At 59.4% G+C, this 23,333-nt stretch carries 14 protein-coding genes and 1 pseudogene; 9 read left to right on the forward strand and 6 right to left on the reverse strand.

Translation table 11 applies throughout. The features are described from left to right. The 3 genes from GA0061101_RS33920 to GA0061101_RS33930 form a co-directional block, all read left to right on the forward strand. A partial coding sequence (locus GA0061101_RS33920; RefSeq protein WP_141694087.1) for a GNAT family N-acetyltransferase occupies nt 1–375 on the forward strand: 375 nt, incomplete at its 5' end. A 38-nt stretch (nt 376–413) separates the two neighbouring features. After that, nucleotides 414–662, forward strand: coding sequence for a thiol-disulfide oxidoreductase DCC family protein (locus GA0061101_RS41200; RefSeq protein WP_425350043.1), 249 nt, complete (start codon nt 414–416; stop codon nt 660–662). Between the two features lie 285 nt (nt 663–947). After that, entirely contained in the window at nt 948–2,021 is a 1,074-nt protein-coding gene (locus GA0061101_RS33930; RefSeq protein ID WP_092576758.1) for a Fic family protein, read from the forward strand. A 238-nt stretch (nt 2,022–2,259) separates the two neighbouring features. Here the strand turns inward: GA0061101_RS33930 and GA0061101_RS33935 are convergent, their stop codons facing one another. The 4 genes from GA0061101_RS33935 to GA0061101_RS33950 all read right to left on the reverse strand — a co-directional run bounded on the left by GA0061101_RS33935 (nt 2,260) and on the right by GA0061101_RS33950 (nt 15,030). Continuing rightward, nucleotides 2,260–2,793 carry an invasion associated locus B family protein gene (locus tag GA0061101_RS33935; RefSeq protein WP_092576761.1) on the reverse strand — a complete coding sequence of 178 codons (534 nt, stop codon included), beginning with the start codon at nt 2,791–2,793 and terminating at the stop codon, nt 2,260–2,262. Between the two features lie 93 nt (nt 2,794–2,886). Then, nucleotides 2,887–12,063 (reverse strand): MBG domain-containing protein, encoded by a 9,177-nt coding sequence (locus GA0061101_RS33940; protein WP_092576764.1) that lies wholly within the window; start codon nt 12,061–12,063, stop codon nt 2,887–2,889. 10 nt (nt 12,064–12,073) lie between these two features. Then, nucleotides 12,074–13,825: a ShlB/FhaC/HecB family hemolysin secretion/activation protein gene (locus GA0061101_RS33945; protein WP_245297631.1), complete on the reverse strand. Its 1,752-nt coding sequence runs from the start codon at nt 13,823–13,825 to the stop codon at nt 12,074–12,076. Between the two features lie 254 nt (nt 13,826–14,079). Continuing rightward, nucleotides 14,080–15,030, reverse strand: a complete 951-nt coding sequence (locus tag GA0061101_RS33950) for a hypothetical protein (RefSeq protein WP_245297635.1) — start codon at nt 15,028–15,030, stop codon at nt 14,080–14,082. 325 nt (nt 15,031–15,355) lie between these two features. Between GA0061101_RS33950 and GA0061101_RS33955 the strand changes: the two genes are divergently transcribed. After that, a complete protein-coding gene (locus GA0061101_RS33955) occupies nt 15,356–16,663 on the forward strand; it encodes an MFS transporter (protein WP_245297632.1) in 1,308 nt (435 codons plus the stop codon). Between the two features lie 197 nt (nt 16,664–16,860). Continuing rightward, the gene (locus GA0061101_RS33960; RefSeq protein WP_047557250.1) at nt 16,861–17,457 is read left to right on the forward strand and encodes a TetR/AcrR family transcriptional regulator; all 597 of its coding nucleotides are present in this window, start codon (nt 16,861–16,863) and stop codon (nt 17,455–17,457) included. A 92-nt stretch (nt 17,458–17,549) separates the two neighbouring features. On the opposite strand, the pseudogene GA0061101_RS33965 reads toward GA0061101_RS33960, so the two are convergent. Beyond that, nucleotides 17,550–18,064: pseudogene (locus tag GA0061101_RS33965) on the reverse strand (IS6 family transposase); the annotation flags it as partial. Nucleotides 18,065–18,187: 123 nt separating this feature from the next. Next, entirely contained in the window at nt 18,188–19,048 is an 861-nt protein-coding gene (locus GA0061101_RS33970) for a helix-turn-helix domain-containing protein (RefSeq protein WP_092576774.1), read from the reverse strand. 128 nt (nt 19,049–19,176) lie between these two features. Here GA0061101_RS33970 and GA0061101_RS33975 point away from each other — a divergent pair, with 128 nt between their 5' ends. From GA0061101_RS33975 to GA0061101_RS33990, 4 genes are read left to right on the forward strand one after another with little or no spacing between them, the layout of a single operon-like run. Next, nucleotides 19,177–20,409: an ABC transporter substrate-binding protein gene (locus tag GA0061101_RS33975; protein WP_047557255.1), complete on the forward strand. Its 1,233-nt coding sequence runs from the start codon at nt 19,177–19,179 to the stop codon at nt 20,407–20,409. Between the two features lie 22 nt (nt 20,410–20,431). Then, nucleotides 20,432–21,343 carry a carbohydrate ABC transporter permease gene (locus GA0061101_RS33980; protein ID WP_092576778.1) on the forward strand — a complete coding sequence of 304 codons (912 nt, stop codon included), beginning with the start codon at nt 20,432–20,434 and terminating at the stop codon, nt 21,341–21,343. Between the two features lie 5 nt (nt 21,344–21,348). Further along, the gene (locus GA0061101_RS33985) at nt 21,349–22,203 is read left to right on the forward strand and encodes a carbohydrate ABC transporter permease (protein WP_092576781.1); all 855 of its coding nucleotides are present in this window, start codon (nt 21,349–21,351) and stop codon (nt 22,201–22,203) included. A 20-nt stretch (nt 22,204–22,223) separates the two neighbouring features. Continuing rightward, nucleotides 22,224–23,321, forward strand: coding sequence for an ABC transporter ATP-binding protein (locus GA0061101_RS33990; RefSeq protein WP_092576783.1), 1,098 nt, complete (start codon nt 22,224–22,226; stop codon nt 23,319–23,321). Nucleotides 23,322–23,333: the final 12 nt, after the last annotated feature.

Raw genomic sequence — 23,333 nt, forward strand, 5'->3', positions numbered from 1 at the left:
GCGCCGGGTCGGCATTCGATCTCTTACGATGAGAACCACCCAGATGATCGCGCCGATGGAAATACACCCTTCCTTCTGTTTGAGAACGAAGAGCCGCTCGGGGTGGCGCGGCTGGATGAACGGGGCGAAACTGGCATAGTGAGACTTGTTGCTATCGTTCAGCACAAACAGCGAAAGGGATACGGTCTCAGGCTAAACAATTTCATTGAGGCAGAGGCCAAAAGACGCGGGGTCCGCATTCTCCGCGTTAATGCTGCCCCTGACGCGGTAGGCTTTTATCTGAAGGCTGGGTGGTCTGAGAAGCTTTGGGACCCAACAGAATTAGTGGGTCTTGGCCAAGGAGCGATCCAGATGGAAAAGGTGATTTGCGAATAGCAACATAGAGTCGTGACCGAGACGAAGACAGTATCGTCATTTTCGACACGGGCTGTGTTCTGTGCTCGGCCTGGGTAGGGCTCATCCTCGAACACGAGCGCGACCAAGCTTTCCTCTTCGTCTCAGCCTGGTCAGAAGCGGGTGCGACGCTGGCAAATGTCCACGGATTGAAGTCAGCCGAAACCTATCTGGTTACCGAGGGCGGGCGCGGGCTGACTCATTCGGATCGTCGCCGACGGCCAGACGATCAACCTACCGCCTGGCATGGCTGTTACGGGCGAAATTAGGACGGGTAGACGGCGCATTCTGGAGCATGTTTTTTCGCCTTTGGTCGAAGTGGCAGAGAACGCAATGCATGAGCGCTAGAACAGAATTGCGCTCTTGAGCGGATACGAACCGCTAATAGCTGTAGTCCTCATACATCGTCCCTCATCTCGCCGCAAAAGTCTGGATCAGCGCAGGTGAGGAATGGCTAGTCATTTAGCTCACGACGGACAAATTCAGCGAACTCTCTTCTGAGAATGGATGGAAACGGATGAATAAATGGTGCATAAGAGTGTTTCGCGAATTGGATGGGAATGGATGAAAGAATGGGATTTCTCAACACAGCGACCGTCCGGATCACGCCCGAAATCCTGTCGCTGATCGCCGAAATAGACGAATTCAAAGGTGCCTGGCGAGCGATCGGCCGGATCGCGCCTGAGCGGCTGTCCAGCCTCCGGCGCGTCGCCACGATCGAAAGCGTCGGTTCCTCAACACGTATCGAAGGAGCACGCCTCACCGACCGAGAGGTCGAAAAGCTGCTGGCAAACATTCGCTTGGGGTCGTTTACAACACGCGACGAGCAACAGGTTGCCGGCTATGCGGAGGTGATGGAGACCATTTTCAGTGCTCACGAAGCTATATCGTTCACCGAGAATCATATCCGTCAGCTCCACCGCGACCTTCTTGCGCATTCGATAAAGGATGAGAGGCATCGCGGCGCCTACAAAACCCTTTCCAACAACGTGGAAGCGTTTAACGAACAGGGCGAGAGCCTCGGTATCGTTTTCGAAACGGCATCGCCGTTCGATACGCCGCGTCGAATGGAAGAACTGATCGCTTGGTTGGATGAGCAAGGGCGTGAAAAACGGCTCCATCCACTTTTGGTCGTCGCGATCTTCGTTGTGGTTTTCCTAGAAATCCATCCGTTCCAGGATGGCAATGGCCGCCTATCACGCATTCTGACAACCTTGCTGCTCCTGCGGGCCGGTTACGCTTACGTCCCCTACAGCTCGCTCGAAAGCATCATCGAGCAAAGCAAGGAGAGCTATTACATCTCGCTTCGCCGCACACAGGGAACGATCCGCGGCGCCGAGCCAGACCGGAATCCCTGGATCGAGTTCTTTTTAAGAGCCCTGCATCGGCAGAAGACCCGGCTTGAGAAGAAAATGGAGCGCGAGCGTATTATTTTAGCCGACATGCCGGAATTATCCGTCGCATTGCTCGAGTTGGCGCGCGAGCACGGGCGGATCACGGTCGCGCAGGCTGCACGGATCACCAATGCAAGCCGTCACACAATTAAGGATCATCTCAAGGCACTCGTGGATCAAGGGCACCTCGCCCTGCACGGTGCCGGCCGCGGCGCTTGGTACGGTCTCTCCTGATGACGGAGGTGTTAAGCTCATCTGAATTGCGGCTCTTGAAGGCGGGTGAACCGAAGACCCACATTTTCCGCCCCCTGAGTCCTCAGTCAGGCAATTGAAAGTCAATACAATCTTGTCTGATACCCTCCCCATGCGTCGGCATCCGTGATGGCGTTTTAGAGATTATCGCCGGCAGCTGTAGCAGACTTCCCATGATTCTGAACTTCCAGATGCTTGCAGCCATCGGAGGGTGGGAGCGCTATTTGGTAAGGTCGGCGATGCGATTGAGCGCGCCGGCAAGGCCCTTTAGCGAGACGGCCAAGGCCAGCGGTTGGGCCGGGCTGGCAGCGGAAACGGTGACGTTGAGGGCCTTGCCGGTCCTGAGCTTTGCAATCGTGTCTGCTTCGAAGGTCAGCGGCACAAGGCAGCCTTCTGGCAGGCAGGTCGAGAACGGCAGAGTATTGCCGAGAACGGCGTCGTCGATCTTCAATTGAGCACCCTGGGGCAACGCCAGTCCCAGCGGCAGCACCAGCGTGCCCCGAAACTTGCCGTCGGAGGCCTTGCCGATCTCGACAGCCAGGACGGTCTGCTTCGTCTGATTGCTGGTTTGGACCTGTCGGGCGAGGCAGGATGGAGCGTTGGCCTGCATCTGGCACACGACGCCCCAATCGTCGTAGGTCTCGACCAGCGAGCTGGCCCCCCCCGGCAGCGGAGCGGCGGTGGCGGTACCGCCGACGAGAGCGAGCATTGCCGCCAGTACTGAAGCCTTCGGCAAATAGCGGGATGAGGTCATTGGAATAGGTTCCTTTCATATGGTTGGGATCAGACCGTGCATGACGGTTCAGTCCGCCGGGACGGCCAGCGTCCGGCGGATTGTATATCGTGGCTACGGGGTCGCCTGGCCCGGAAGCGAGACGCAGCCGTTGCCATTGTCGAGGCAGACGAACGTGCCCTCGAAGCGTGGATCGGTGATCACGTCGTGGCTGCCATCCGCGGTTTCGGTGCCGTCGGAGACCGGCCGGATCGGCGCAAAGCGGCCGGCATCGAAGCTCGGCATCACGGAGCTTGCCTGTGTGCCTGGTTCGGGGTTGGCGGCCTTTTCCACGGTCAGCACGCCTGGAACGAAGTTCATGCGATAATTGGCGGACGCCAGCAGCGTGCCCTGGGTGATCGCATAGGCACCCGGCTCGCTGAGACCGGTCGCGGACGTGGCGAGCCCTCCCGAAAGCCTGTCGCCGTTGACCAGGCCCGCACCCCCGACTGTATAGGTCAGTGCCGGATTGGCGAGGCCATAGCGGCGGCTAAGTGAGTCGGCGGCGACCGCAATGGCACGCTGGTTCACCGTGAGGTCTGCGCCCATGTAGCTGATTGCGTAATTGGCGTTGGCCAGCGACCCTTGCGTGATCGCGTAGGCACCGACATCGGAATATTGCCCCGCCGTGGTCGAAAGCGAACCGGAAAGCGCGTCGTTGTTGACCAAGCCCAAGGCCGTGTAGGTCAGCGCCGGGTTTGCATCGCCATAGATCTTCAACTTCGCTTCCGCCGTCACCGTGAGCGCGCGTTGGTTCACGCTCAGGCTACCTCCGACATAAGTCAGGGCGTAATTGCTCGACGCCGAGAAGGAGCCGGTGATGGCGTAGCTACCGACGTTGGAATACCGCCCTGCCGTGGTCGAAAGTGATCCGGACAGCATGTCGCCATTGACCAGGCCCGCTCCTCCGACCGTGTAGGTCAGCGCCGGGTTGGCATCGCCATAGGTCTTCGACAGCGTATCCGCCGTGACCGTGATCGCGCGTCGGTTCACGCTCAGATTGGCTCCAACATAGGTCAGCGCGTAGTTGCTTGACGCCGAGAAGGAGCCGGTGATGGCGTAGCTGCCGACATTTGCATATTGCCCCGCCGTGGTCGCGAGTGATCCGGACAGCGTGTCACCATTGACCAAACCGTTCGCGGTATAGGTCAACATCGGATTGGCATCGCCATAGATCTTCGACAGCGCGCCCGCCGTCACTGTCAGTGCCCGCGGGTTTACGGTGAGATTGGCACCCGTATAGCTAATGGCGTAGTTTGCATTGGCCAGAGTACCCTGGGCAATCGCATAGGCGCCGACATCGGAATATTGCCCTGCTGACGTCGAAAGCGAGCCGGAGAGCATGTCGCCATTGACCAGGCCCGAGGTCGTGTAGGTCAGCGTCGGATTGGCATCACCATAGGCTCTCGACAGCGCATCCGCCGTAACGGTTAGCGCACGCGGAGTGATCGTCAGGTTGGCGGCATTATAAGTGATCGCGTAATTGGCATTGCCGAGGCCACCGAGAGTGATCCCGTAACCGCCCACATTCGAATATTGCCCAGCCGAAGTCGATAGCGAACCGGAGAGCATGTCGCCATTGACCAGACCCGCGGTTGTATAAGTCAGCGTCGGGTTTGCATCGCCATAGGTCTTCGACTTCGCATCCGCCGTTACCGTCATCACCCGCGGAGTGACCGTCAGATTAGCCGCATTATAGGTGATCGCGTAGTTGGCATTGCCAAGGCTGCCAAGAGTGATGCCATAGCTGCCAACATTCGAATACTGCCCAGCCGCGGTCGAAAGCGATCCGGAGAGCATGTCGCCGTTGACCAGGCCCGAGGTTGTATAAGTCAGCGCCGGGTTTGCATCGCCATAGATCTTCGACTTGGCATCCGCCGTCACCGTTATCGCACGCGGAGTGACCGTCAGATTGGCCGCATTATAGGTGATCGCGTAATTGGCGTTGCCGAGGCTGCCGAGAGTGATCCCGTAGCCGCCCACGCCGGAATATTGTCCTGCTGACGTCACAAGCGATCCGGAGAGCGTGTCGTTGTTGACCAAGCCCGAGGTTGTATAGGTCAGCGCCGGGTTGGTATCGCCATAGATCTTCGACTTGGCATCCGCCGTCACCGTTATCGCACGCGGAGTGACCGTCAGGTTGGCACCGGTAAAGCTGATGTCGTAGTTCGAGTTAGCAAGCGTGCCGAGCGTGATGCCATAGTTGCCGATCCCCGACGCCGTCGTCGCGGAGGTGGCCAGCGCCCCTGAGAGCGTATCGCCATTGACGAGGCCGCTCCCGCCGACGGTATAGGTGAGGCGCGGATTGGCATCGCCATAGGTACGGTGTACGCCGTCGGCCGTGACCGTGATAGCGCGCTTGGCGATGTCGGCAAGTGTCGTGGCCGTGTTGTAAGCAAGCGTATAGTTGCCGGCATCCGCGCCGGCGAGCGACAGGCCGGAGATGGTGACCGTCTTGCCCGTGCCGGCATTCTTGTCGGAAAAGGCGCCGCTGAAGCCATTGCCCAGTGAAAGCGCGTCCCCCGACACCATGCCGTTGAAGACAGCGCCCGCCGTGTTCAGCGTCGCGTCCGTCGTACCGTCATAGATCTTGCCGTTGGCGGTGATCCCGCCGATCGATGAGATCATAGCCCTGGCGATATCGACCGCGTCCGTACCGCCCGCCAGCGTGTAGTTCGAGGCAAGGCCGCCATTCGTGCCATCGCCCAGAGCCAGCGACGCAAGCGTCACGCCTTTGCCCGAACCGGCATTCTTGTCGGCCATGGTGCCGGTGCCGGACAGCGTCAGCGTTTCGCCGCCGACCAGGTTCGACAGCGTGAAGATCGAGGCATCGAGATCCGTCGAACCGTTATAGGTGCGGCTGCCCGAGAGGTTGACGACACGCTGGCCGATATCGGCGAGCGTCGTGGCCGTACTCGTATCCAGCCTGTAGTTCTGCGCGTCGGCTCCGCCAAGCGTCAGTCCGGAGATGCCGACCGTCTTGCCGGTACCGGCATTGGCATTGGAAAAGGCGCCGAGCGCGGTGCCGACCGTCAGGCTATCGCCTGCGATCATGCCATTGAAGACGGCGCCCGCAGTGTTCAGCGCCACATTGGTCGTGCCGTCATAGGTCTTGTTGCCGGCGGTGATGCCGGTGATCGCAGAGATGATGGCAGGGGTTATGGTGCCGTAGCTGGTCGTGTTGGTGATGCCAAGTTGGTAATTGTTGGCGTCGGCGCCGGTTATATAAAGTCCATCGATGGCGACCGTCTTGGACATGCCGGCATTCTTGTCGGAGAAGTTGGCGCTGGTGTAGCCAACATGCATGTCATCGCCGCTGATCGGTATCGTGTAGATATTGACGGTGGCTGCGGTCGTCCCGTCATAGGTCTTGGTGTTGACGCTGGTGCCGCCGAAAGCCACATAGGCCTTGGCGATATCCGCAGTCGTCGTTGCGATGTCGGAGGTGAGCGTGTAGTTGCTCGCATCAGTACCGCCGAGCGTCAAACTGGTGATACCGACCGTCTTGCCGGTGCCGGCATTCTTGTCGGAGAAGGCGCCGGTGGAGGTCGCAACCGTCAGCGTGTCACCCGCAATCATGCCGGTGAAACCCGCACCCGACGTGTTCAGCACGGCAGTCGTGTTGCCATTATAGGTCTTGTTGTTCGCCGTAATGCCGGTGATCGAGGAGATCGTCGCCCTGGCGATGTCGGCCGTCGTCGTCGCAGTATCCAAAGCGAGCGTATAGTTGCCTGCGTCGGCGCCGCCAAGCGTCAAGCCGGAGATGTTGACCACCTTAGTGCCGGCATTCTTGTCGGAGAAGGCGCCGGTCGAGGTCGCAACCGTCAGCACGTCTCCACCCACCATGCCGGAGAAGCCCGCACCAGAGGTGTTCAGGACGACACTCGTGTTGCCGTCATAGGTCTTACCCGCGGCGGTGATGCCGTTGATCGAAGAGATCGTCGCCTTGGTGATATCGGCTGTCGTCGTCGCCGTATCCAGGGCAAGCGTATAGTTGCCGGCATCCGTACCATCGAGCATGAGGCCGGAGATCGTCACCGTCTTGCCGGTGCCGGCATTCCTGCCGGAGAAGGCGCCGGTGACGCCATTGCCGAGGCTCAAGCTATCGCCCGCCGCCATGCCATTGAAGACCACACTCGAAGTGTTGAGCGTCGCGTTCGCATTGCCGTCATAGGTCTTGTTGTCGGCGGTGATGCCGGTAATCGAGGCAATGCTAGCCTTGGTGATATCGACCGTACCCGTGCCCAGAACATAGTTCGAGGCCAGGCCGGTATCATCACCGAACAGCAGGGTCCCAAGCGACAGTGCCTTGCCGGTGCCGACATTCTTGTCGGCCATGGAGCCCGCACCTGTTAGCGTCAGGGTCTCGCCGTTGGCGAGATTGCCGAGCGTCAGATTGCCAGCCGCGACATCGGTGCTGCCGTCATAGGTGCGACCGCCCGTCAGGCTCAGCACGCGCTGCGAAATCGTCAGTGCGCCGCTATAATCGACATAGGCCGTGCGGGGACCGATCTCCGTCACCGAGACGATGTCGGGGTCCGAATAATTATAGGTTCCGGCGTTCGTCGTAGACGCGATGGCGTTGCCCCAGGTGAGTGAAACATTGCCTGTGCCGACTCCCGTCAGCGTCGCGCCGGTGATCGTGGCATTCGAGTCGCCATAGGTACGGGTACCGTTGCCGATCGCGACATAGTCATCATAAAACCCTGTGCTGAGCGAGCGCAGCATCATGTAGCCATCATTCGCGCCGCTCGTCGATTTGCCCCAGATGCCGGCAAAATCCCAGCCGACATTGATGAAGCTGAAGGGATTCTGCATCTGTGCGGTGGTAAGGCCGGTCATGCCGGCGGAGGAGCCGGTATTGATGCCCGAGGCTTGTCCGGTCGTGGCCGTGTCCCAGAACGAAGCCGTGACAGTCGCGTTATTCTCGCCGATCAGCCCGCCGCCGCTGCTGACCGCACCAATGGCGTAGCTGTTGCTGATCGTAGCACTGCCGTAGTTCCCGCCTACGAGCCCACCCACCTTGTCAGAGCCACTGACAGCGCCGCTGGCATAGGTGTTGGTGATCGTGCCGAGGTTGGAGCCCGCCAGTCCACCCACAGCATAGCTACTGCTGCTGACCGAGCCGGTCGCATAGGCGCCGCTGATCACGCCCATAGCGGCGTTGAGGCCCACCAGCCCACCCGCACCGGTAGCGCTGCCGCTGACGACACCGTTGGCATAGGCGTTTGTGATCGTGCCGTAGTTGTAGGCTACCAGCCCACCCATAAAGCCGGTAACACCGCTGACGGCTCCGGCGGCATGGGAGCTGCTGATCGTGCCGTAGTTTATGCCGACCAGCCCGCCAACGTCAAAATTGCCGGAGACCGTAGCGGTGCTGTAGGAATTGCTGATCGTGCCGTAGTTCCAGCCGGCCAGCGCGCCGACGTCGGTGCGGACACCAGCGACCGATCCGCCAACGAGCCCAAGATTGCTGATCGAGCCTGCCGAGACTGAGAACAAACCAACTTGGTCGTAGCCGGTCACAGTGAGGGCGTTGATGGTGTGGTTGTTGCCGTCGAAGCTGCCTCTGAACATCGTGTTGGTGTTTCCGAGCGGCACCCAGCCGCCTGTCGACCAGATGCCGGAGGCGTTGGCGCCCGACGTCTCGCTGGCGTCGATATCGTTGGCGAGCGTGTAGTTGCCGTTAAGGTTCGCAGCGATCAGCGCCAGTTGATGGAGATTCCAGATGCTGGCTACGCCGTTCGAATCCGTGGTCGCGGCCTCCGAGCGCAGGATGGGGCGCATGTCCCCGGCCTGATACCAGACGCCCCCGAAATCCCAGCCGGAATAGCTCGACGCGCTACGCGCCTGCCCGGTGGTGAGGCCGATCGCCGAAAACGTGCCTGAAAAGGACTGGCCGTAACCACTGGATCGGCCGGTTGTGGAGACATCCCAGAAGCTGTTGGTGATGGTGCTGTAGAAATTTCGGCCCACCAGGCCCCCAACAGCGACACTCCCGTTAACCGCGCCGGAAGCGTAGGCGTTGTCTATGGAGCTTCCGGAATCATTGTAGCCCACCAGTCCGCCAACATATGTATTGCCGGTTACGGAACCGGTGGCATAGGCAAATTTGATTGTGCGATCATTGAAGCCGGCCAGGCCGCCAGCGTCCGAGCCCGAACCGAAGATTGCGCCCGTAGCGTAACTATTGCTGATCGATCCATGATTGTAGCCGACCAATCCACCGACTTCATAGCCACCGGAGACCGCGGCGGTGGCGTAGCTATTGCTGATCGAACCGGAATTGTAGCCAACCAAACCGCCAACATCCTGGCTGCCGTTCACCGTACCAGTTGTGTAAGCGTTGCTGATGGTGCCGGTATTGTATCCAACCAAACCGCCTGTATAAGAGTAGCCATTGATGGCTTCGCCGACCAGCCCGATGTTTTGGATGGTTCCCGCCGCGTTACCGAACAGCCCGAGAAAACTAGCCGCTCGATTGACCACCAGGCCGGTAATAGTGTGGCCCGCACCGTCGAAGACGCCGGTAAAGGCGGCGCCGTAGGTGCCGACGGGCACCCAGCCGCCGGTCGACCAGATGTCGGCAGCATTGGTGCCAACCGCGGCGCCCGCGTCGATATCGACCGCGAGTTTGTAGTTACCCGCCAGGTTCGCGCCCATCAGCGCAAGCTGGTGCAGGTTGGAGATGGTGACGACGCCGTTTGCGTCGGCTGCCGCCGCTTCCGAACGCAGGATCGGGCGCAGGTCTCCGGACTGGTACCAGTAGGCGTTGAAATCCCAGCCCGAATAGTTCGATGCGTTGCGCGCCTGCGCCGAATTCAAGCCGCTGATGCCGGAGGTGGAACCATTACCAACACCTGACGACTGCAGGGTCGTGCTCATATCGAAGTAAGACGCCACGACCGTGCCGATGTTCCCACCGACAAGGCCACCTAAATTGCCCATCCCTGAGACCGCGCCGGATGCATAAACCTGGTTCATCGTACCGAAGTTCATGCCGAGCAGGCCGCCAACATTCGAGGCTCCCGAGACCGAGGCAGTCGAGTAGGATAGGTTGATCGCACCTGTATTATAACCAACGAGGCCGCCGGTATGAGTCACCCCTGAAACGCTGCCGCTGATATAGGACTGGACGATCCCGCCGGCGTTTGAGCCCGCGAGCCCGCCGGTCATCGATCGGCCCGAAACACTGGCGTTGACCAGGCCAAGACCAGAGACCCCACCGCCCTGGCCGATAATGCCGAACAGGCCAACGGTGTTGGTGTTCGGCCTGTTTATGGTCAGCCCGGTGATCGTATGGCTCGCGCCGTCGAGACGCCCTGTGAAAGTGATGTTATCATCGCCGATGGGCTTTAGCCCCGCACCATTGTTCCAGATGGCCGTGCCTGAGGCGTCGATATCACCTGCAAGCTTCCAGTTGGCCGAGAGATAGTCGCTGGATGAGCCGATGCCCTGCAGGCCATAGACATCCCTGACCGTGTAGGGTGTGGCGCTGGTGCCATCGCCGCCGGTGACGCGCAGGAACGAGGCGCCGTCGGTGATGCGGAAGTCCTTGGCCGAGAAGGCGGGCAGCGTTCCGCTGTTCTGCACCCAGTTGCCCGCTGCCAGCACGAAGGCGCCGACATTGACGTCCGCCGGAGCAGAAATCGTACCGCCGGAAGAGACAATGAGGCCGCCATTCGCCGTGATCGCGCTGTTGATGTTGATGTCCGATGCCGCCGCGAGCGTCAGCGTGGTGAGCGCGCTCCAGTTGATCGGCGCTGCGACGGTGATCGTGCCGGCCTGCGGATTGGTGGCATCCGACGACGATCCGGTCGTGACCGTGACGTTGGCGGTCGCGAGCGCGTTGGTCAGCGTGTTGACATTGATGACGCTGTCGTTGCCGGTGGCGTTAAAGCCGCCATCCGTGTTGCTGCCTGTCCCCGTCGAGATCGTTACATTGTAGGGATCGAGAAGCAGATTGCCGACGGAACCATGCGCCGCCGTCAGATCGGTAAGACCGGTATAGGAAAGCTTCGCCTTGCCCGATACCTCGGCCTCGCCGCCATTGCCCGAGATTGCGCCACCCTTGGCCTTGATCGTGCCGGCAAAGTTCGTCAGGTCGTCCGACCACAGCACGACATCGCCGCCGGTGCCCGTGGTGACTGCATCGGCATTGATGACAGTATGGGCGTCGACATCAAGCGTCTCGGCATGCTGCAGCGGGCCCTTCCCCTGACGGTTACCGCCGATATTGACCGTACCGCCGCCGGTCTTGCCGGACGCGTTGACCTCGGCGGAGGCAAGCTTGATCGACCGGCCCGTCACGGTGACTTTGCCGCCCTTACCGGCGGCATTGCCGGCATCGAGCGTGCCCGAAACCGCCACTTCGCCGTCGCCGCCGGTGAGCGTGATATCGCCGCTCTTGCCGGAAACGCCGTTGGCCTCGATCGTGCCCGACATGTTGACCGCCTGCCGCGCCATGTCCTTGGCCGCGGCGGCGGTGAGCTGCACCGTGCCGCCCCTGGCTGCGATCTTGCCACTGTTGTCGACCAACGCCCCACTGCCGCCAGCCTTGGTCGGTACCGCCACCTGGAGGAAGCCGTCGCCGGACAGATCCAGCGTCGCCTGTTCGCCGGATCCGAGGGCCGCCTTGCCCATCGGCACAGTGATGACGCCGGAATTGGCGACCGTGCCGCCGATGAGCGCCATGTAGCCGCCGCGATTGATGGTGATGGCACCGGCATTCGTCACCGGGGCAGAGGCGCCATTACCAGTAAAGCTCCTCTTGCCGCCCATGAAGTCGTCATCGGAGATGCCGAGCGTCGAGGCGACGAAGGCGCCTGCCTTGACCGTGCCTGAACTGGTGATCGCAATGCCGTTCGGATTGATCAGATAGACCTGGCCATTAGCATTGATCTGGCCTGATATGGTCGAGCTTGTCTCACCGGTCACGCGATTGAGGATGGCGGCATTGGCATCGGGCTGGACGAAGGTGACGCGATTGGCCTTGCCGACATTGAAGCTCCGCCAATTGACGACGGCGCTACCGCTCGTCTGGTTGATGGTCAGAGCTCCGGCCGATGGCGTCCCGATCGTGGCACTACCTGCTGCCACCTGCCCGCCTGAAGGCAGGGACTGAGCCGGCGCCACCGTCGCGTGGGCAAGCGCCGTCGACGCCAGTAGCGCGAGGAGCCGGACCTTGCGCGTCCGGGTTCCGTGCGAAAGCACTCCATTGCTAAACGTCCGACGGTTCGTCTGTGGGGTCATCGCTGCTATCCTAAAACTGAAACGCCGCCGAAACGGTGAAGCGGTTGTCGTTGGAGCCATCGCCGAAGTGCTCGACACGGCCGTATTCAAGATTGACGTCGGTGCTGTTGAAGCTCGCCTGCTCGGCCGCTGCCAGCCGCAGGCCGAGGCCATAGGCTGCGCCACGCGAGAAGCCACTTTCCAGCGCCGTCGGCTGGTAGAGCTTGACGCCGCCATAGGCGCCGAACAGGTAAGGCGAAACCACCACGCCGCCGGCCGTGGTCGTTCCATCTGGCAAACTGGTTCCCTGCTGCGCCGGGAATTCCGGCCAGCCGAACGGCAAGGTGAAGCTGGCAATGAAAGGGAACTGCGCCTCGGCGCGCAGCACGAAGCCTGAATCGCCCTGCATCGAGCCGGTCGGGAAGCTCGACAGACCCGAGGAGGAGACGAGGCCGATCTGCTCGGAATTGAGCAGCGGCTGGCCGAAGGAGGTCTGCGCCTTTGCGCGGAGATCGAAGACCAGATGCTCTATGATCGGCTGGCGATAGCCGAGATTGACCTCGACCTTCTGGAAATCGGCGTCCGCGCCTTGGCGCGACAAGGGTGTGCCGCTGCCATTGGCGTCGGCCGTGCTGCGTGCGCCAAGCCCGTTGATGCCGAAAGACCCAGTCAGGCCGGCGCTGACAAGCGCATCGCCGGATACATACCAGGAAAAATCCGCGCCCGTGCGCAGGATGCGCAGCCGATCCTTCGACAGTGTTGCGCCGCCGCCGTTGAGAAGCTGCAGTTCTTCGTCCTGCGCATCGAAGCCGCCATTGAGGTTGAATGTGAACTCGCGCGAGCGGATCAGCGGGTAGGCAAGCCGTGCCGAATAGCGGGTGAAGTCCGACATGAACTGCAGCCCGGATGCGCTCGCCTCCGGCGTCGTGCGCGAGCCGGTGGCTTCAAGGTTCAGCGTCAGCCCGTCGATGCCGATCGGCAGGGTTACACCGCCGGCCAAGGACCGGTTGCGCGGCGCGCCGGTGAAATAGCCTTCGTCACCGCCGAAACGCGGCGCACCAGAGGCTCTCAGATAGAAGAGCTCGCCGAAGCCGAACACGGAATTGAAGTCCAGACCGACGCCGGTGTTGTATTTGCCGAGCGCGTCGGTGGAATTGTTGTCGCCCGAGACGAAGCCCGTGACCGGCTTGTAGCGAGCCTCGATCGTCAGCACGCTGCCGCCGGGCTTCGTGCCGCGCGACAGCGTCGAACGCAGCACCGTGCCCGGCAGGTCGCCGGCCAAAAGCAGCCGACGCTCGATCTCATCGTTGGACATCCCCTTCTCGCCCACCAGCGGCGACAGCATTTTCGCAATGCGTTCGCGGATATTGTCGGGAAGATGCGAGGTGTCGATACTTTCGACGAAGCCGTTGATGACAACGATGCGCAAGGTCGCGCCATCGATCAGGCGCTGCGCCGGCAGCACCACACGCACCAGGCCGTATCCCTTGGCGCCATAGGCCCGCTCGAGCTGACCCGCCGCCTCGAAGAGGGCGGCCGCCGTCACAGGGCTGCCAGTCAGGTTCTTCTTCAGGCGCGCTTCATCCTCGGCAAAGCCTGGAAGCCCGCCTTCGACCTTGACGGCCTTCAGGCGGACGGTGAGCTTCTCCGCCCCCTTGGGCGCGACCGGACCGGACGCTTCGGGAATGACGATGCCGCTGTTCTGCTTCTGCAACTGCGGCTCGAAGCTTTGCGGCGTCACCTGCGAGGCCGTCTGCGCAAAGGCAAGGCATGCCGGCGCCATCACTGCAACGCTCGCGGCCAGTCCCCAGTATCGGGAAAAACGGTATCCGAAAGTCAAAATGAACCTCAATCTCAGCGTACGCAGGCTTGTTCGAAGGAATTCCGCAAGGAATGGTCGAAAATTTCCAGCACAACCCCTTCCCGCAGCAGGACTAATAAAGTTGGCTGTGGAGGTCAGCATCCATTTTTGACTTGGGAGATCTTGAGGAGTTTCCGCAGGCGAATGTCGGCAGACGCCAAGGAAGACAGACCGTCTTATTCGCAATTGTGGGCTCCTCGAGAAACCGTTGAGCCACTGCCTAAAGCGTTCGCGAGCGCGCCATCGAGGATCAGCAGCTTTTGCGCCTGAAACGCCGCATATTCGTCGTAGAAGCCGCGCGAAATCCACATCGGCGAATGTCCCGGCCGTCCAGCCCAGCCAAGTCCTCCGATCGCCTGAGCTTCCGAGATCTTGCGGCTTGTATGCGCGCTCGAAAGACCGGTCGCTCGGGCCAGATATGCAATGGAGTTGACGTCCGTGAGATATCGTTCCGGTCCCGGGAAGCTTTGCCGATCGACACCTGCGATCAGCCGGTCCATCACCCAGCCACCCGAATCGATCCAGCTGAAGATCCTGTAGAGCGGTCCTGGCGTGCGCACTTCGGGAGTGAAGAACAGAGCATTCGCCACAACGGGCTGGATCAACGGAAGCAAGCTCTCCCATTGCGTGGAGAATTGCACGTGTCTTTGTCCGCCATCGAGCAGATCGAGCGCCTGGAAATGCAGATTGTACCAGAGGGCGAGGAGAGAGAGGGAATCAAGCGATGGTTTGGCCTCTCGACGATGGCCAGCTACCTGACTGTCGATCGCTTGAATGACGCCATACTTCATCGATTCATCAAAGAAGGTATAGGCTGTATTGCGGCTCGCAAGACCAAGGAAGGTTGCCAGAAGGCCAAGACTTCTACGGCTGAGACCCGGCTCTACATCGCCGATGGGGCGAAAAAAGTGGGCGACTGCGGCGTGGCTTAGGAGCCAACGCTGCTGTGTTGCAAACAGCGCTGCGGCTCGTGGTGATTGCTTATGAGCCTCGAACATCGCCGAAGCCAGGAAAAAAACCGCAGACGGGAAGGCAACGCGCGAAATCATGTCGCTCACGCTGTCCCACGGCAGATCGTTTGTTCCCTCGCCTGCAAGAGCTGGAAATGCCTCCGGAAATTCTATCATCTGCCCCAAGAATGCGATCTCCGGCTAGCGCATCCGCCAACGAAACCACCAAAAGCCCTCGTCAGATCGTTCCGGTCCACTTGCTGACCGGGAGCGCTGCGCCGACCCGCAATTCTTTGGCGACGATTAAAAAACTTCTCACATTATCGAAATATGAGAAGTAAATGCCGGATCGCCCGTCACTTGTCAACGAGAATGTTTCTCATATTATTGCAATCTGAGAAATCGACCGGTGTCGAATGGTGCTCGCGCGCTGAGGCGGAGAATTCTAAAGCGCGCTTCACGTCGTCGCCAAACCACCGGTTTGCCGAGAGGACCTGAGCGAATGCCCTTACCAAGACCGATTAATCCGTCCTACACCTTGGGTGTTCTGACCATCGCCTCCACCTTGTCTTATCTCGACCGGCAAATACTTGGTCTCCTGGCGGAGCCGCTGAGACAGGACCTTCATCTGACAGATCTGCAGATCGGCCTCCTTCAGGGTTTCACCTTCGCCATTGTTCTGGCAACCGCCGGATTGCCGCTGGGTCGCTGGGTTGATACCGGAAACCGTGTGCGGATTGCCGCCGTTGGAATAGCACTCTGGAGCATCATGACAGCCGCTTGTGGTTTTGCAGGCAGTTTCGGAGCTCTTTTGCTGTGCCGGACGGGTGTCGCATTGGGAGAAGCGGCCCTCACACCTGCCGCTTATTCCCTGATCAGCGATTTATTCCCCACCCGGCGGCGCGGACTCGCAATAAGCATTTACAGCACAGGCGCGTTCATCGGAGCCGGCCTATCCCTCGTTTTGGCAGCAACGGTTCTTCATGAATTGTCGAGCGCAGGAAACGTCTTCGTACCGCCCGGCATGCAGCACATATGGCAGATGGTATTCGTCTTCATCGGACTGCCGGGCATCGCTGTCGCCCTTTGGGCTGCAAGCCTTAAAGAACCCCGCAAGCATTCCGGAGCTACTCCGGGCCCTATAGCGGGCACGGTCGAGATCCGCGCCTATTTCTTGGATAATCGGGTAGAACTCGCGAGCCTTTATTTCTGCCTGGCCTTTGCGGCGACCCAAGCCTATAGCTACAGCTCATGGGTTCCCACTGTGTTGATCCGCACCTTTCACATGCCGCCCATCGCCGTCGGCTTTAGCCTTGGGCCACTCTTCATTGCCTCGAGTGTATCGGGGCTGATTTTTGGCGCTATACTCGGCGATGGCCTGGTTCGACGCGGCTTTGCAGCCGCTCGCCCCATCCTTATGTGCGGCGCGGCGCTGATTGCGGCGCTGTTCACCGCGGCAATGCCCTTTGCTTCGACCCTCAACGCCGCGCTTGTCCTGATAGCCATCGCAACATTCCTATCCACAATCATTGTTGCGAACGGTCCTCCCGCACTTCAGGACATCACGCCGTCCCGCATGCGTGGCATCTCAAGCGCAGTCGGCATCCTGATTGTGACGCTTGTCGGTATGGGCGTCGGCCCCACATTGGTCGGGTTTCTCAGCCAGGATATGCTTGGGGATCCGAGCAAGATCGGCGTCGCACTCAGCGTCGTATCGACTGCCGCTCTTATCGTCTCGTCGGCTTTGGCGCTGGTAGCCATCTTCAACTACAAGCTTGAGCCGGACAACACAGCAGCACGCGCGGCATGAAAATCGACCCTATTGAGACAAAGTTTGAAGATCAGGATCGTCAGGCTGCACACTCAATTGCTCCGACGAGAACTTTGCATGACTATCAACAATCCTCAAAGGGACCGCCAGCCGCGTACGGAATGCTCGCTGTTCTTGCTCCATATTCACGACGCATCTTATAGATTGACCCGAGAGAATCGTTGAAAGCGCGTTGCATGTCGGCTTACGAAGTCCTGGTTTCCAATATTACCCAGAGTTTTCTCGATCATGGCTATGAAGCCATGACAATGAGCAAACTGGCAAAATATTGTAATATTACGCGCCGAGGCCTCTATCATCACTTCAGCAGCAAGGAAGAAGCCTTCCAGGCAATGGTTCGCCAAAACAACCAACGGACCCGGCAAGGCAGTCTTAGCGAAGGCACAAGGCTGTTTTCGGCTGGCGCCGATGTGCTTGATATCGTCACAGCGGTACTTGATGTTCGATATGGCGATACGAGAAGAAAATTGGTGCTTTCACCCTTCGCGCTCGAAGTCAATGACTACGCGTTTCGCCTATGTCGTCCGGAGATGGTCGAAGCTGCAACAGTTTTCCAGGCCGATTTCGCTGCATTACTCCAACAGATCATGGCAAATGGCCAATTGACGCTTCGGCCCCCAATTTCGGTCGAGACCGTGGTGCAACTGCTTTGCGACGGCGCCCGTGGAACCAATCAAAGCTTTTTCGCACCATCGCCTGAGGATATCACCGCACGCTACCGGCAGATGAGCCAAGCAATCCTGTTCGGCTGTGCCGAGCCGGCTGGGCTGTGAGGCTGTCCGTCGCCTTCGATGTTGAAGAGCATGCTTGCGGGTTTTGTCGCAAACTTTTGGGAAGGTCGTAGAAACGCTATCGCTGGGCACAGTTATGCAGCGAGCGCGGTGAATTGCTTAAGTGCGGATTGGCCATTGGTTGAAAATTGCCGCTTGCGGATCACGTGGGCCACCTCGATACCATCCAGTGTCGCTGACGCAGACTGGAAAATTTGAAGCCCTTCATCGGGCGGGTCAGCTTCTTGATAAACCGGTGGTCTTGCTCGATCAGCCGGAACCATCCCGGCAACAGCAGCATCCAGTTCATGTTTTGCAAGCCTGCCAGATTGGTCCCGCTCTTGTCGATGACGACCTTTTCGGGCCACCCGTTGTTCTCGATCATGCGAGCGAAGAAGGCGCTGGCCGCAGCCTCGTCGCGGTGCTCAGACAGCATAAAATCGAGGGTTTTGCCGAATTTGTCGACAGCACGATAGAAATAGGTCCACCGGCCTTTGACTTGGATATAGGTCTCGTCCATCCGCCAGGAGCTGCTGGTTGCAGATTTCCGGCGCTGAGCCTTACAGGCAATAAGCGGTGAATATTTCACAACCCATCTGTTCAGCGTCGCGGGGTAGAGATTGAAGCGTCAAACACGGACATTTAACCAATTGGTTGCCATCGCGAGGGCATGACACGCGTTTCCAGAGAAGACGGGCAGTAATCCCCTATGGGGCGGTGAAATTGCTCACTATCACGACGATACCCCCTTCTGATCATAAACATCCTGGAATTCCCGCGGGGACATCCCGATCTGGTCGCGAAAAACAGCATAGAAACGGCTGACGGAGCCGAAGCCCGACTCATAGGCAATTGCTGCGGCGATCTTCTCGCTAGTAACCAGCAGTCTTTGTGCTGTTACTAGCCTTCGCCGGGTGAGGTATTGTGTGATCGTCATCCCAAGCGATTTATGAAACAAGGTCATGGCATATTTCGGATGCAGCGACACCGCGTCGGCAATCGCGGCCACCGTCAATGCAGAATCGGATCGCTCGCTGATGTAACGGGTCATTTCGATGATCTTCCGGTGCGTGTTGCCCGGCGACGCGGCGTGCGAAGGCGAGATGTCAACCAGGTTGATCCACCCTTTTGTATCGGCGCGTCTGAGGCGCAATTCCAGGTGACGATAGTTAAGCTCGGACAAGAACGGATCGCTGGTCTGCAGTTCAAAGCGAATTTGCCGCATCAGGGCGTCATCCATGGGCAGGCGTTCGCCGATCTTGATGAAGCCACCGGCCAGAATGGCTGATTTCAACTCCGGACTGAACGGAGCGAACATGAACATTTCGAGTGGCACATAAATGCATACGAAGCGACTGTGCGGCTTCACAGCAATGGCCTGGTGCGGAATCGCGCCCCAGAAAAAGACGAAATCATCTTCCGTCACCTCCACCATCTTGCCGTTGTAGAGATAGGTAACTGCACCAGCGTAGAGATAATTGATCTCGATTTGATTGTGGGCGTGCGGCTTTGCCATGGGTAGCACCAATTCCCGCCGATCGGCCGAAAATCGATCTTCGGCAACGCCGAATGGAGCCTTGCGCCTCACTGTCATATATGGAGATCCAACTATCCAAGAATAAATTATACCAAACCGCGACGACCATATGCACAAAATTTATATAGAGGTGAAGTGTGATGTTTTTTTCACCACTTTATCGTCCTAACCAGCGAGACCGATTCATGAAGCTTTCCCATTCCTTGGCTTGCCTGCTTCTCGGTACGAGCGCTCTGGCGGCATCCTCTGCCTTTGCCGGAACGGTCGTCCTCAATGCGTCTGTTGCCAGCGCTCCCGATCGCGATGCCGTCAACGGCGCTGTCGCTTCCTTCGAGAAGGCCAATCCGGACATCAAGGTGGAGGTGAACTTCTACGATGAGGAAAGCAACAAGACCGCCATCCGCAACTGGCTGACGACAAGTCCGCCGGACATCATCAAGTGGTATGCCGGAAACAAGATGGCCCAGTTCGTGAAGCCCGGCCTGCTCGCCGATGTCAGCGATATCTGGACGCCACAGGTGAAGGCGGAATTTGGTCCGGGCATGGTGGATTCGATCAGTGTCGATGGCAAGCAGTACGGCATGCCGACTTCCTATTCGACCTGGGCCATCTACTACCGCAAGGATGTATTTGCCGCCGCTGGAGTCGCCCCGTTCAAGACCTTCGACGACCTCGTCGCCAGCTGCAAGGTCTTTCGTGCCAAGGGCATTACGCCGGTGGCGCTGGGATCGAAAGCCCCCTGGCCGCTCGCCGGCTGGTTCGACTATATCGACCTCAGGCAAAACGGCTACGCCTTTCATATGGATCTGATGAACGGCAAGGTCAGCTGGACCGACGACAAGGTCAAGACGGTGTTTGCTGACTGGAAGAAGATGGTCGATGCCAACTGCTTTGCTGAAAATCACACCAATCTCGCCTGGCGCGAAGGGCTGGCAATGATGAACCAGGGCCAGGCAGCGATGATGCTGATGGGCAACTATCTGATCGACAGCCTGACGCCCGAATCAGAGCCGGTGACGGAAGCGATGAGTTTCCCAACGATCGACCCGACCGTGCCGCGCGCCGAGGATGCGCCGATCGAGACCTACCATATTCCAGCCAAGGCAAAGAACATCCCGGACGCCAAGAAATTCCTGGCCTATCTCGGCCAGGCCGACGTCCAGATGCAGATGACGCAAGCCTATCACATCCTCCCTGCCAACCCGAAGGCAAAACCGCCGGAAAACCGCCTGCTGCAGGAAAGCGCGTCGCTGGCTTCCGGCGCGCAGTCCTATGCCCAGTTCATCGACCGAGACACCGCCGATGCCGTCTCCACGATCGCGATGACCGGCTTCCAGGAGTTTCTGGTCCACCCGGATCGTCTTGGCCGCATCCTGCAGAACATAGATCGTGCCGCCAAACGCGCATACCCGAACTGAGCATGCAAGGAATAAGCCTGCGATGGTAAGCAATGTGTCCACGAACACCTTCGCACCAAGCCTATGGAAGCGCTATCAGCGACGGCTCGCTCCGCCGCTGTTCGTCGCCCCTGCCTTGATCATGTTCGGGATTTTCGTCATCTGGCCAGTGCTGGAAAGCCTGTGGCTAAGCCTGCATGACTGGGACGGGATCGGCGAGAACCGCTTTGTCGGGCTGGACAATTACGTCGAGTTGTTCCGCGACGATCCGGTCTTCTGGACGGCGCTGAAGAACAATATCTACTGGCTCGTCGCCTTTCTGTTCGCACCTGCCTTTGGCCTGGCTCTGGCGCTGTTTCTGAACCAGGCGGGGCTGGCAATGCGCTTCGTCAAGTCGCTATACTTCATGCCGTTCGTCATCAGCCAGGTCGTCGTCGGCCTGATGTTCGGCTGGTTCTTCAATGCCGAATTCGGCCTGCTGAACCATATCCTGACCGCCCTCGACCTGCCGAAGATCGCCCTGCTCGAAGACGAGAGGTTCTCGACCTTCGCCATCATCGCGGCCGGTCTCTGGCCGCAGGTCGCCTATTGCATGATCCTCTATCTCACGGGCCTGACGGCCATCAATCCGGAATTGATCGAGGCGGCGCGAATGGAAGGCGTCAAGGGCTGGAAGCTGTTGTGGCATATCGTCTTGCCGCAATTGCTGCCGGCGACCTCGATCGCCGTCATCGTCTCGGTCGTCGGCGCGCTACGATCCTTCGATCTGGTCTCGGTGATGACCGGCGGCGGACCATACGATTCCTCGACGGTGCTCGCCTATTACATGTATGAGCAGACATTCGGGGCGCTGCGCATCGGTTATGGTGCGGCTATCGCCACCTGCCTTTTTCTGCTGATGGATGTCTGCGTCGTCATCTATCTGCTGCGCTCACTGCCCAGCAACAAGAGGTAGCGCCGATGTTTCCTGCTCCCATCACCAACGCGTCGGCCAAGGCACGGGCCGGCTACCACATCGCTGTGTGGATCGGCCTGATCATCTGGATTCTGCCGATCATCGCCGTGGCATTGACATCAATACGCTCCGTCCAGGATCTCAACGCCGGCAATTATTGGGGCTGGCCGACCGAGACGATGTTCGTCGAGAATTACCGCAAGGTCTTCACTTCATCGCCAATGCTGCGCTTTCTCTTGAACAGCACCGTCATCACGCTGGTATCCGTCTGCGGTGCCATCGCACTGGCGACGATGGCAGGCTTCGCGCTCAGCAAATATCGCTTTCCTGGCAGCACGGCGTTGCTAGCGCTTTTCATCACCGGCAACTTCGTGCCGTTTCAGATGTTAATGATCCCTGTCCGAGATCTGTCGATCCATATCATCCCCGTCTATGACACCATATGGGCACTGATCCTGTTCCATATCGCCTTCCAGACGGGCTTCTGCACTCTGTTTATGCGCAACTTCATCGCCGAACTGCCCGATGAATTGATCGAGGCGGCGCGGGTCGAGGGTGTCGGCGAATTCAAGATCTTCTGGCATGTCATCGTGCCGCTGGTCCGTCCGGCCATGGCCGCCTTATTCGTATTGGTCTTCACTTTCGTCTGGAACGATTTCTTCTGGTCGCTGGTGCTCGTGCAATCGGATTCCGCCCGGCCGGTGACAGCAGGCCTGCAGGCGTTGCGCGAAACCTGGACAACCACATGGCATCTGGTCTCGGCCGGTTCGCTGCTGGCAGCGATGCCACCGGTCATCGTCTTTTTCCTGATGCAGCGCCAGTTCATAGCAGGCCTGACATTCGGCGCGACCAAGGGCTAATTTTGAGGAACACCAACGCAATGGCCTATGTGACACTGGAGAAGGTCTCCAAGGACTTTGGCAAGACCCGCGTCATCGATGCCATCGATCTTACCATCGATAATGGCGAGTTCGTCGTTTTCGTCGGCCCTTCCGGCTGCGGCAAGTCTACGCTGCTACGTCTGGTCGCGGGTCTCGAAACCATGACGGGCGGAAGCCTGACGATCGATGGCGTGAATATGACCGATGTCGACTCTGCCAATCGCGGCATCGCCATGGTCTTCCAGTCCTATGCGCTCTATCCGCATATGACGGTGGCAGAGAACATCACCTTCGGGATGCGGATGGCCAAGGTTGCTAAGGCGGAGATCGCCGACAAGCTTTCCCGGGCGGCCAGAATGCTGCATCTGGAGCCGCTGCTCGACCGCAAGCCCGCCCAGCTTTCCGGCGGCCAGCGCCAGCGCGTCGCCATCGGCCGGGCGATCGTCCGCGATCCGAGCGTCTTCCTGTTCGACGAGCCGCTCTCCAACCTCGATGCGGCGCTAAGGCATGAGATGCGCATCGAGATTCTGCGGCTGCACAAGGAGCTCGGCTCGACGATGATCTATGTCACCCACGACCAGGTCGAGGCGATGACGATGGCTGACAAGATCGTCGTGCTCAATCGCGGCCAGATCGAGCAGGTCGGTTCGCCGCTCGATCTCTATCTCAACCCCGACAACCTGTTCGTGGCACAATTTCTCGGCTCGCCCAAGATCAACAGCTTTCCGACGGTGATCGAAAGAATAGAAGCCGATGTTGCCTACGTTCGGTTACCCTCGGAGGTCTTGATGGCCATGCCGCTGAACGGGGCACTGGCTGCCGCCGGCGATGCGGTGACGTTTGCCGTGCGTCCGGAGCACTTCGTCGAGGCCAGCGCAGCCAGCGCCGTCATGCAGGGCGTTGTCGAACTAGTCGAGCATCTAGGATCCGATACCTTGCTCAGCCTGAGGACAGTCGAAGGCACGCCGATCACGGTGCGCACCAACGGCGTCAACCGGATCCGGACAGGAGAAACGATGGCAATCGGATTGACCCCCGGCAACTGTCAGATATTCGACAGCAGCGGCACGGCGCTGGTCCGCAACTCCATACAATAACGCGTTTACTAC

Source organism: Martinezella lusitana, assembly GCF_900094565.1.
Classification (GTDB): Bacteria; Pseudomonadota; Alphaproteobacteria; order Rhizobiales; family Rhizobiaceae; genus Rhizobium; species Rhizobium lusitanum.

What these genes read in the sequence shown, in the direction of transcription:
- GA0061101_RS33930 (WP_092576758.1), top strand. Translation starts at nt 948, where the DNA reads ATGGGAATGGATGAAAGAATGGGATTTCTCAACACAGCGACCGTCCGG.
- GA0061101_RS33935 (WP_092576761.1), bottom strand. Translation starts at nt 2,793, where the DNA reads ATGACCTCATCCCGCTATTTGCCGAAGGCTTCAGTACTGGCGGCAATG.
- GA0061101_RS33940 (WP_092576764.1), bottom strand. Translation starts at nt 12,063, where the DNA reads ATGACCCCACAGACGAACCGTCGGACGTTTAGCAATGGAGTGCTTTCG.
- GA0061101_RS33945 (WP_245297631.1), bottom strand. Translation starts at nt 13,825, where the DNA reads ATGGCGCCGGCATGCCTTGCCTTTGCGCAGACGGCCTCGCAGGTGACG.
- GA0061101_RS33950 (WP_245297635.1), bottom strand. Translation starts at nt 15,030, where the DNA reads ATGATAGAATTTCCGGAGGCATTTCCAGCTCTTGCAGGCGAGGGAACA.
- GA0061101_RS33955 (WP_245297632.1), top strand. Translation starts at nt 15,356, where the DNA reads ATGCCCTTACCAAGACCGATTAATCCGTCCTACACCTTGGGTGTTCTG.
- GA0061101_RS33960 (WP_047557250.1), top strand. Translation starts at nt 16,861, where the DNA reads ATGTCGGCTTACGAAGTCCTGGTTTCCAATATTACCCAGAGTTTTCTC.
- GA0061101_RS33970 (WP_092576774.1), bottom strand. Translation starts at nt 19,048, where the DNA reads ATGACAGTGAGGCGCAAGGCTCCATTCGGCGTTGCCGAAGATCGATTT.
- GA0061101_RS33975 (WP_047557255.1), top strand. Translation starts at nt 19,177, where the DNA reads ATGAAGCTTTCCCATTCCTTGGCTTGCCTGCTTCTCGGTACGAGCGCT.
- GA0061101_RS33980 (WP_092576778.1), top strand. Translation starts at nt 20,432, where the DNA reads ATGGTAAGCAATGTGTCCACGAACACCTTCGCACCAAGCCTATGGAAG.
- GA0061101_RS33985 (WP_092576781.1), top strand. Translation starts at nt 21,349, where the DNA reads ATGTTTCCTGCTCCCATCACCAACGCGTCGGCCAAGGCACGGGCCGGC.
- GA0061101_RS33990 (WP_092576783.1), top strand. Translation starts at nt 22,224, where the DNA reads ATGGCCTATGTGACACTGGAGAAGGTCTCCAAGGACTTTGGCAAGACC.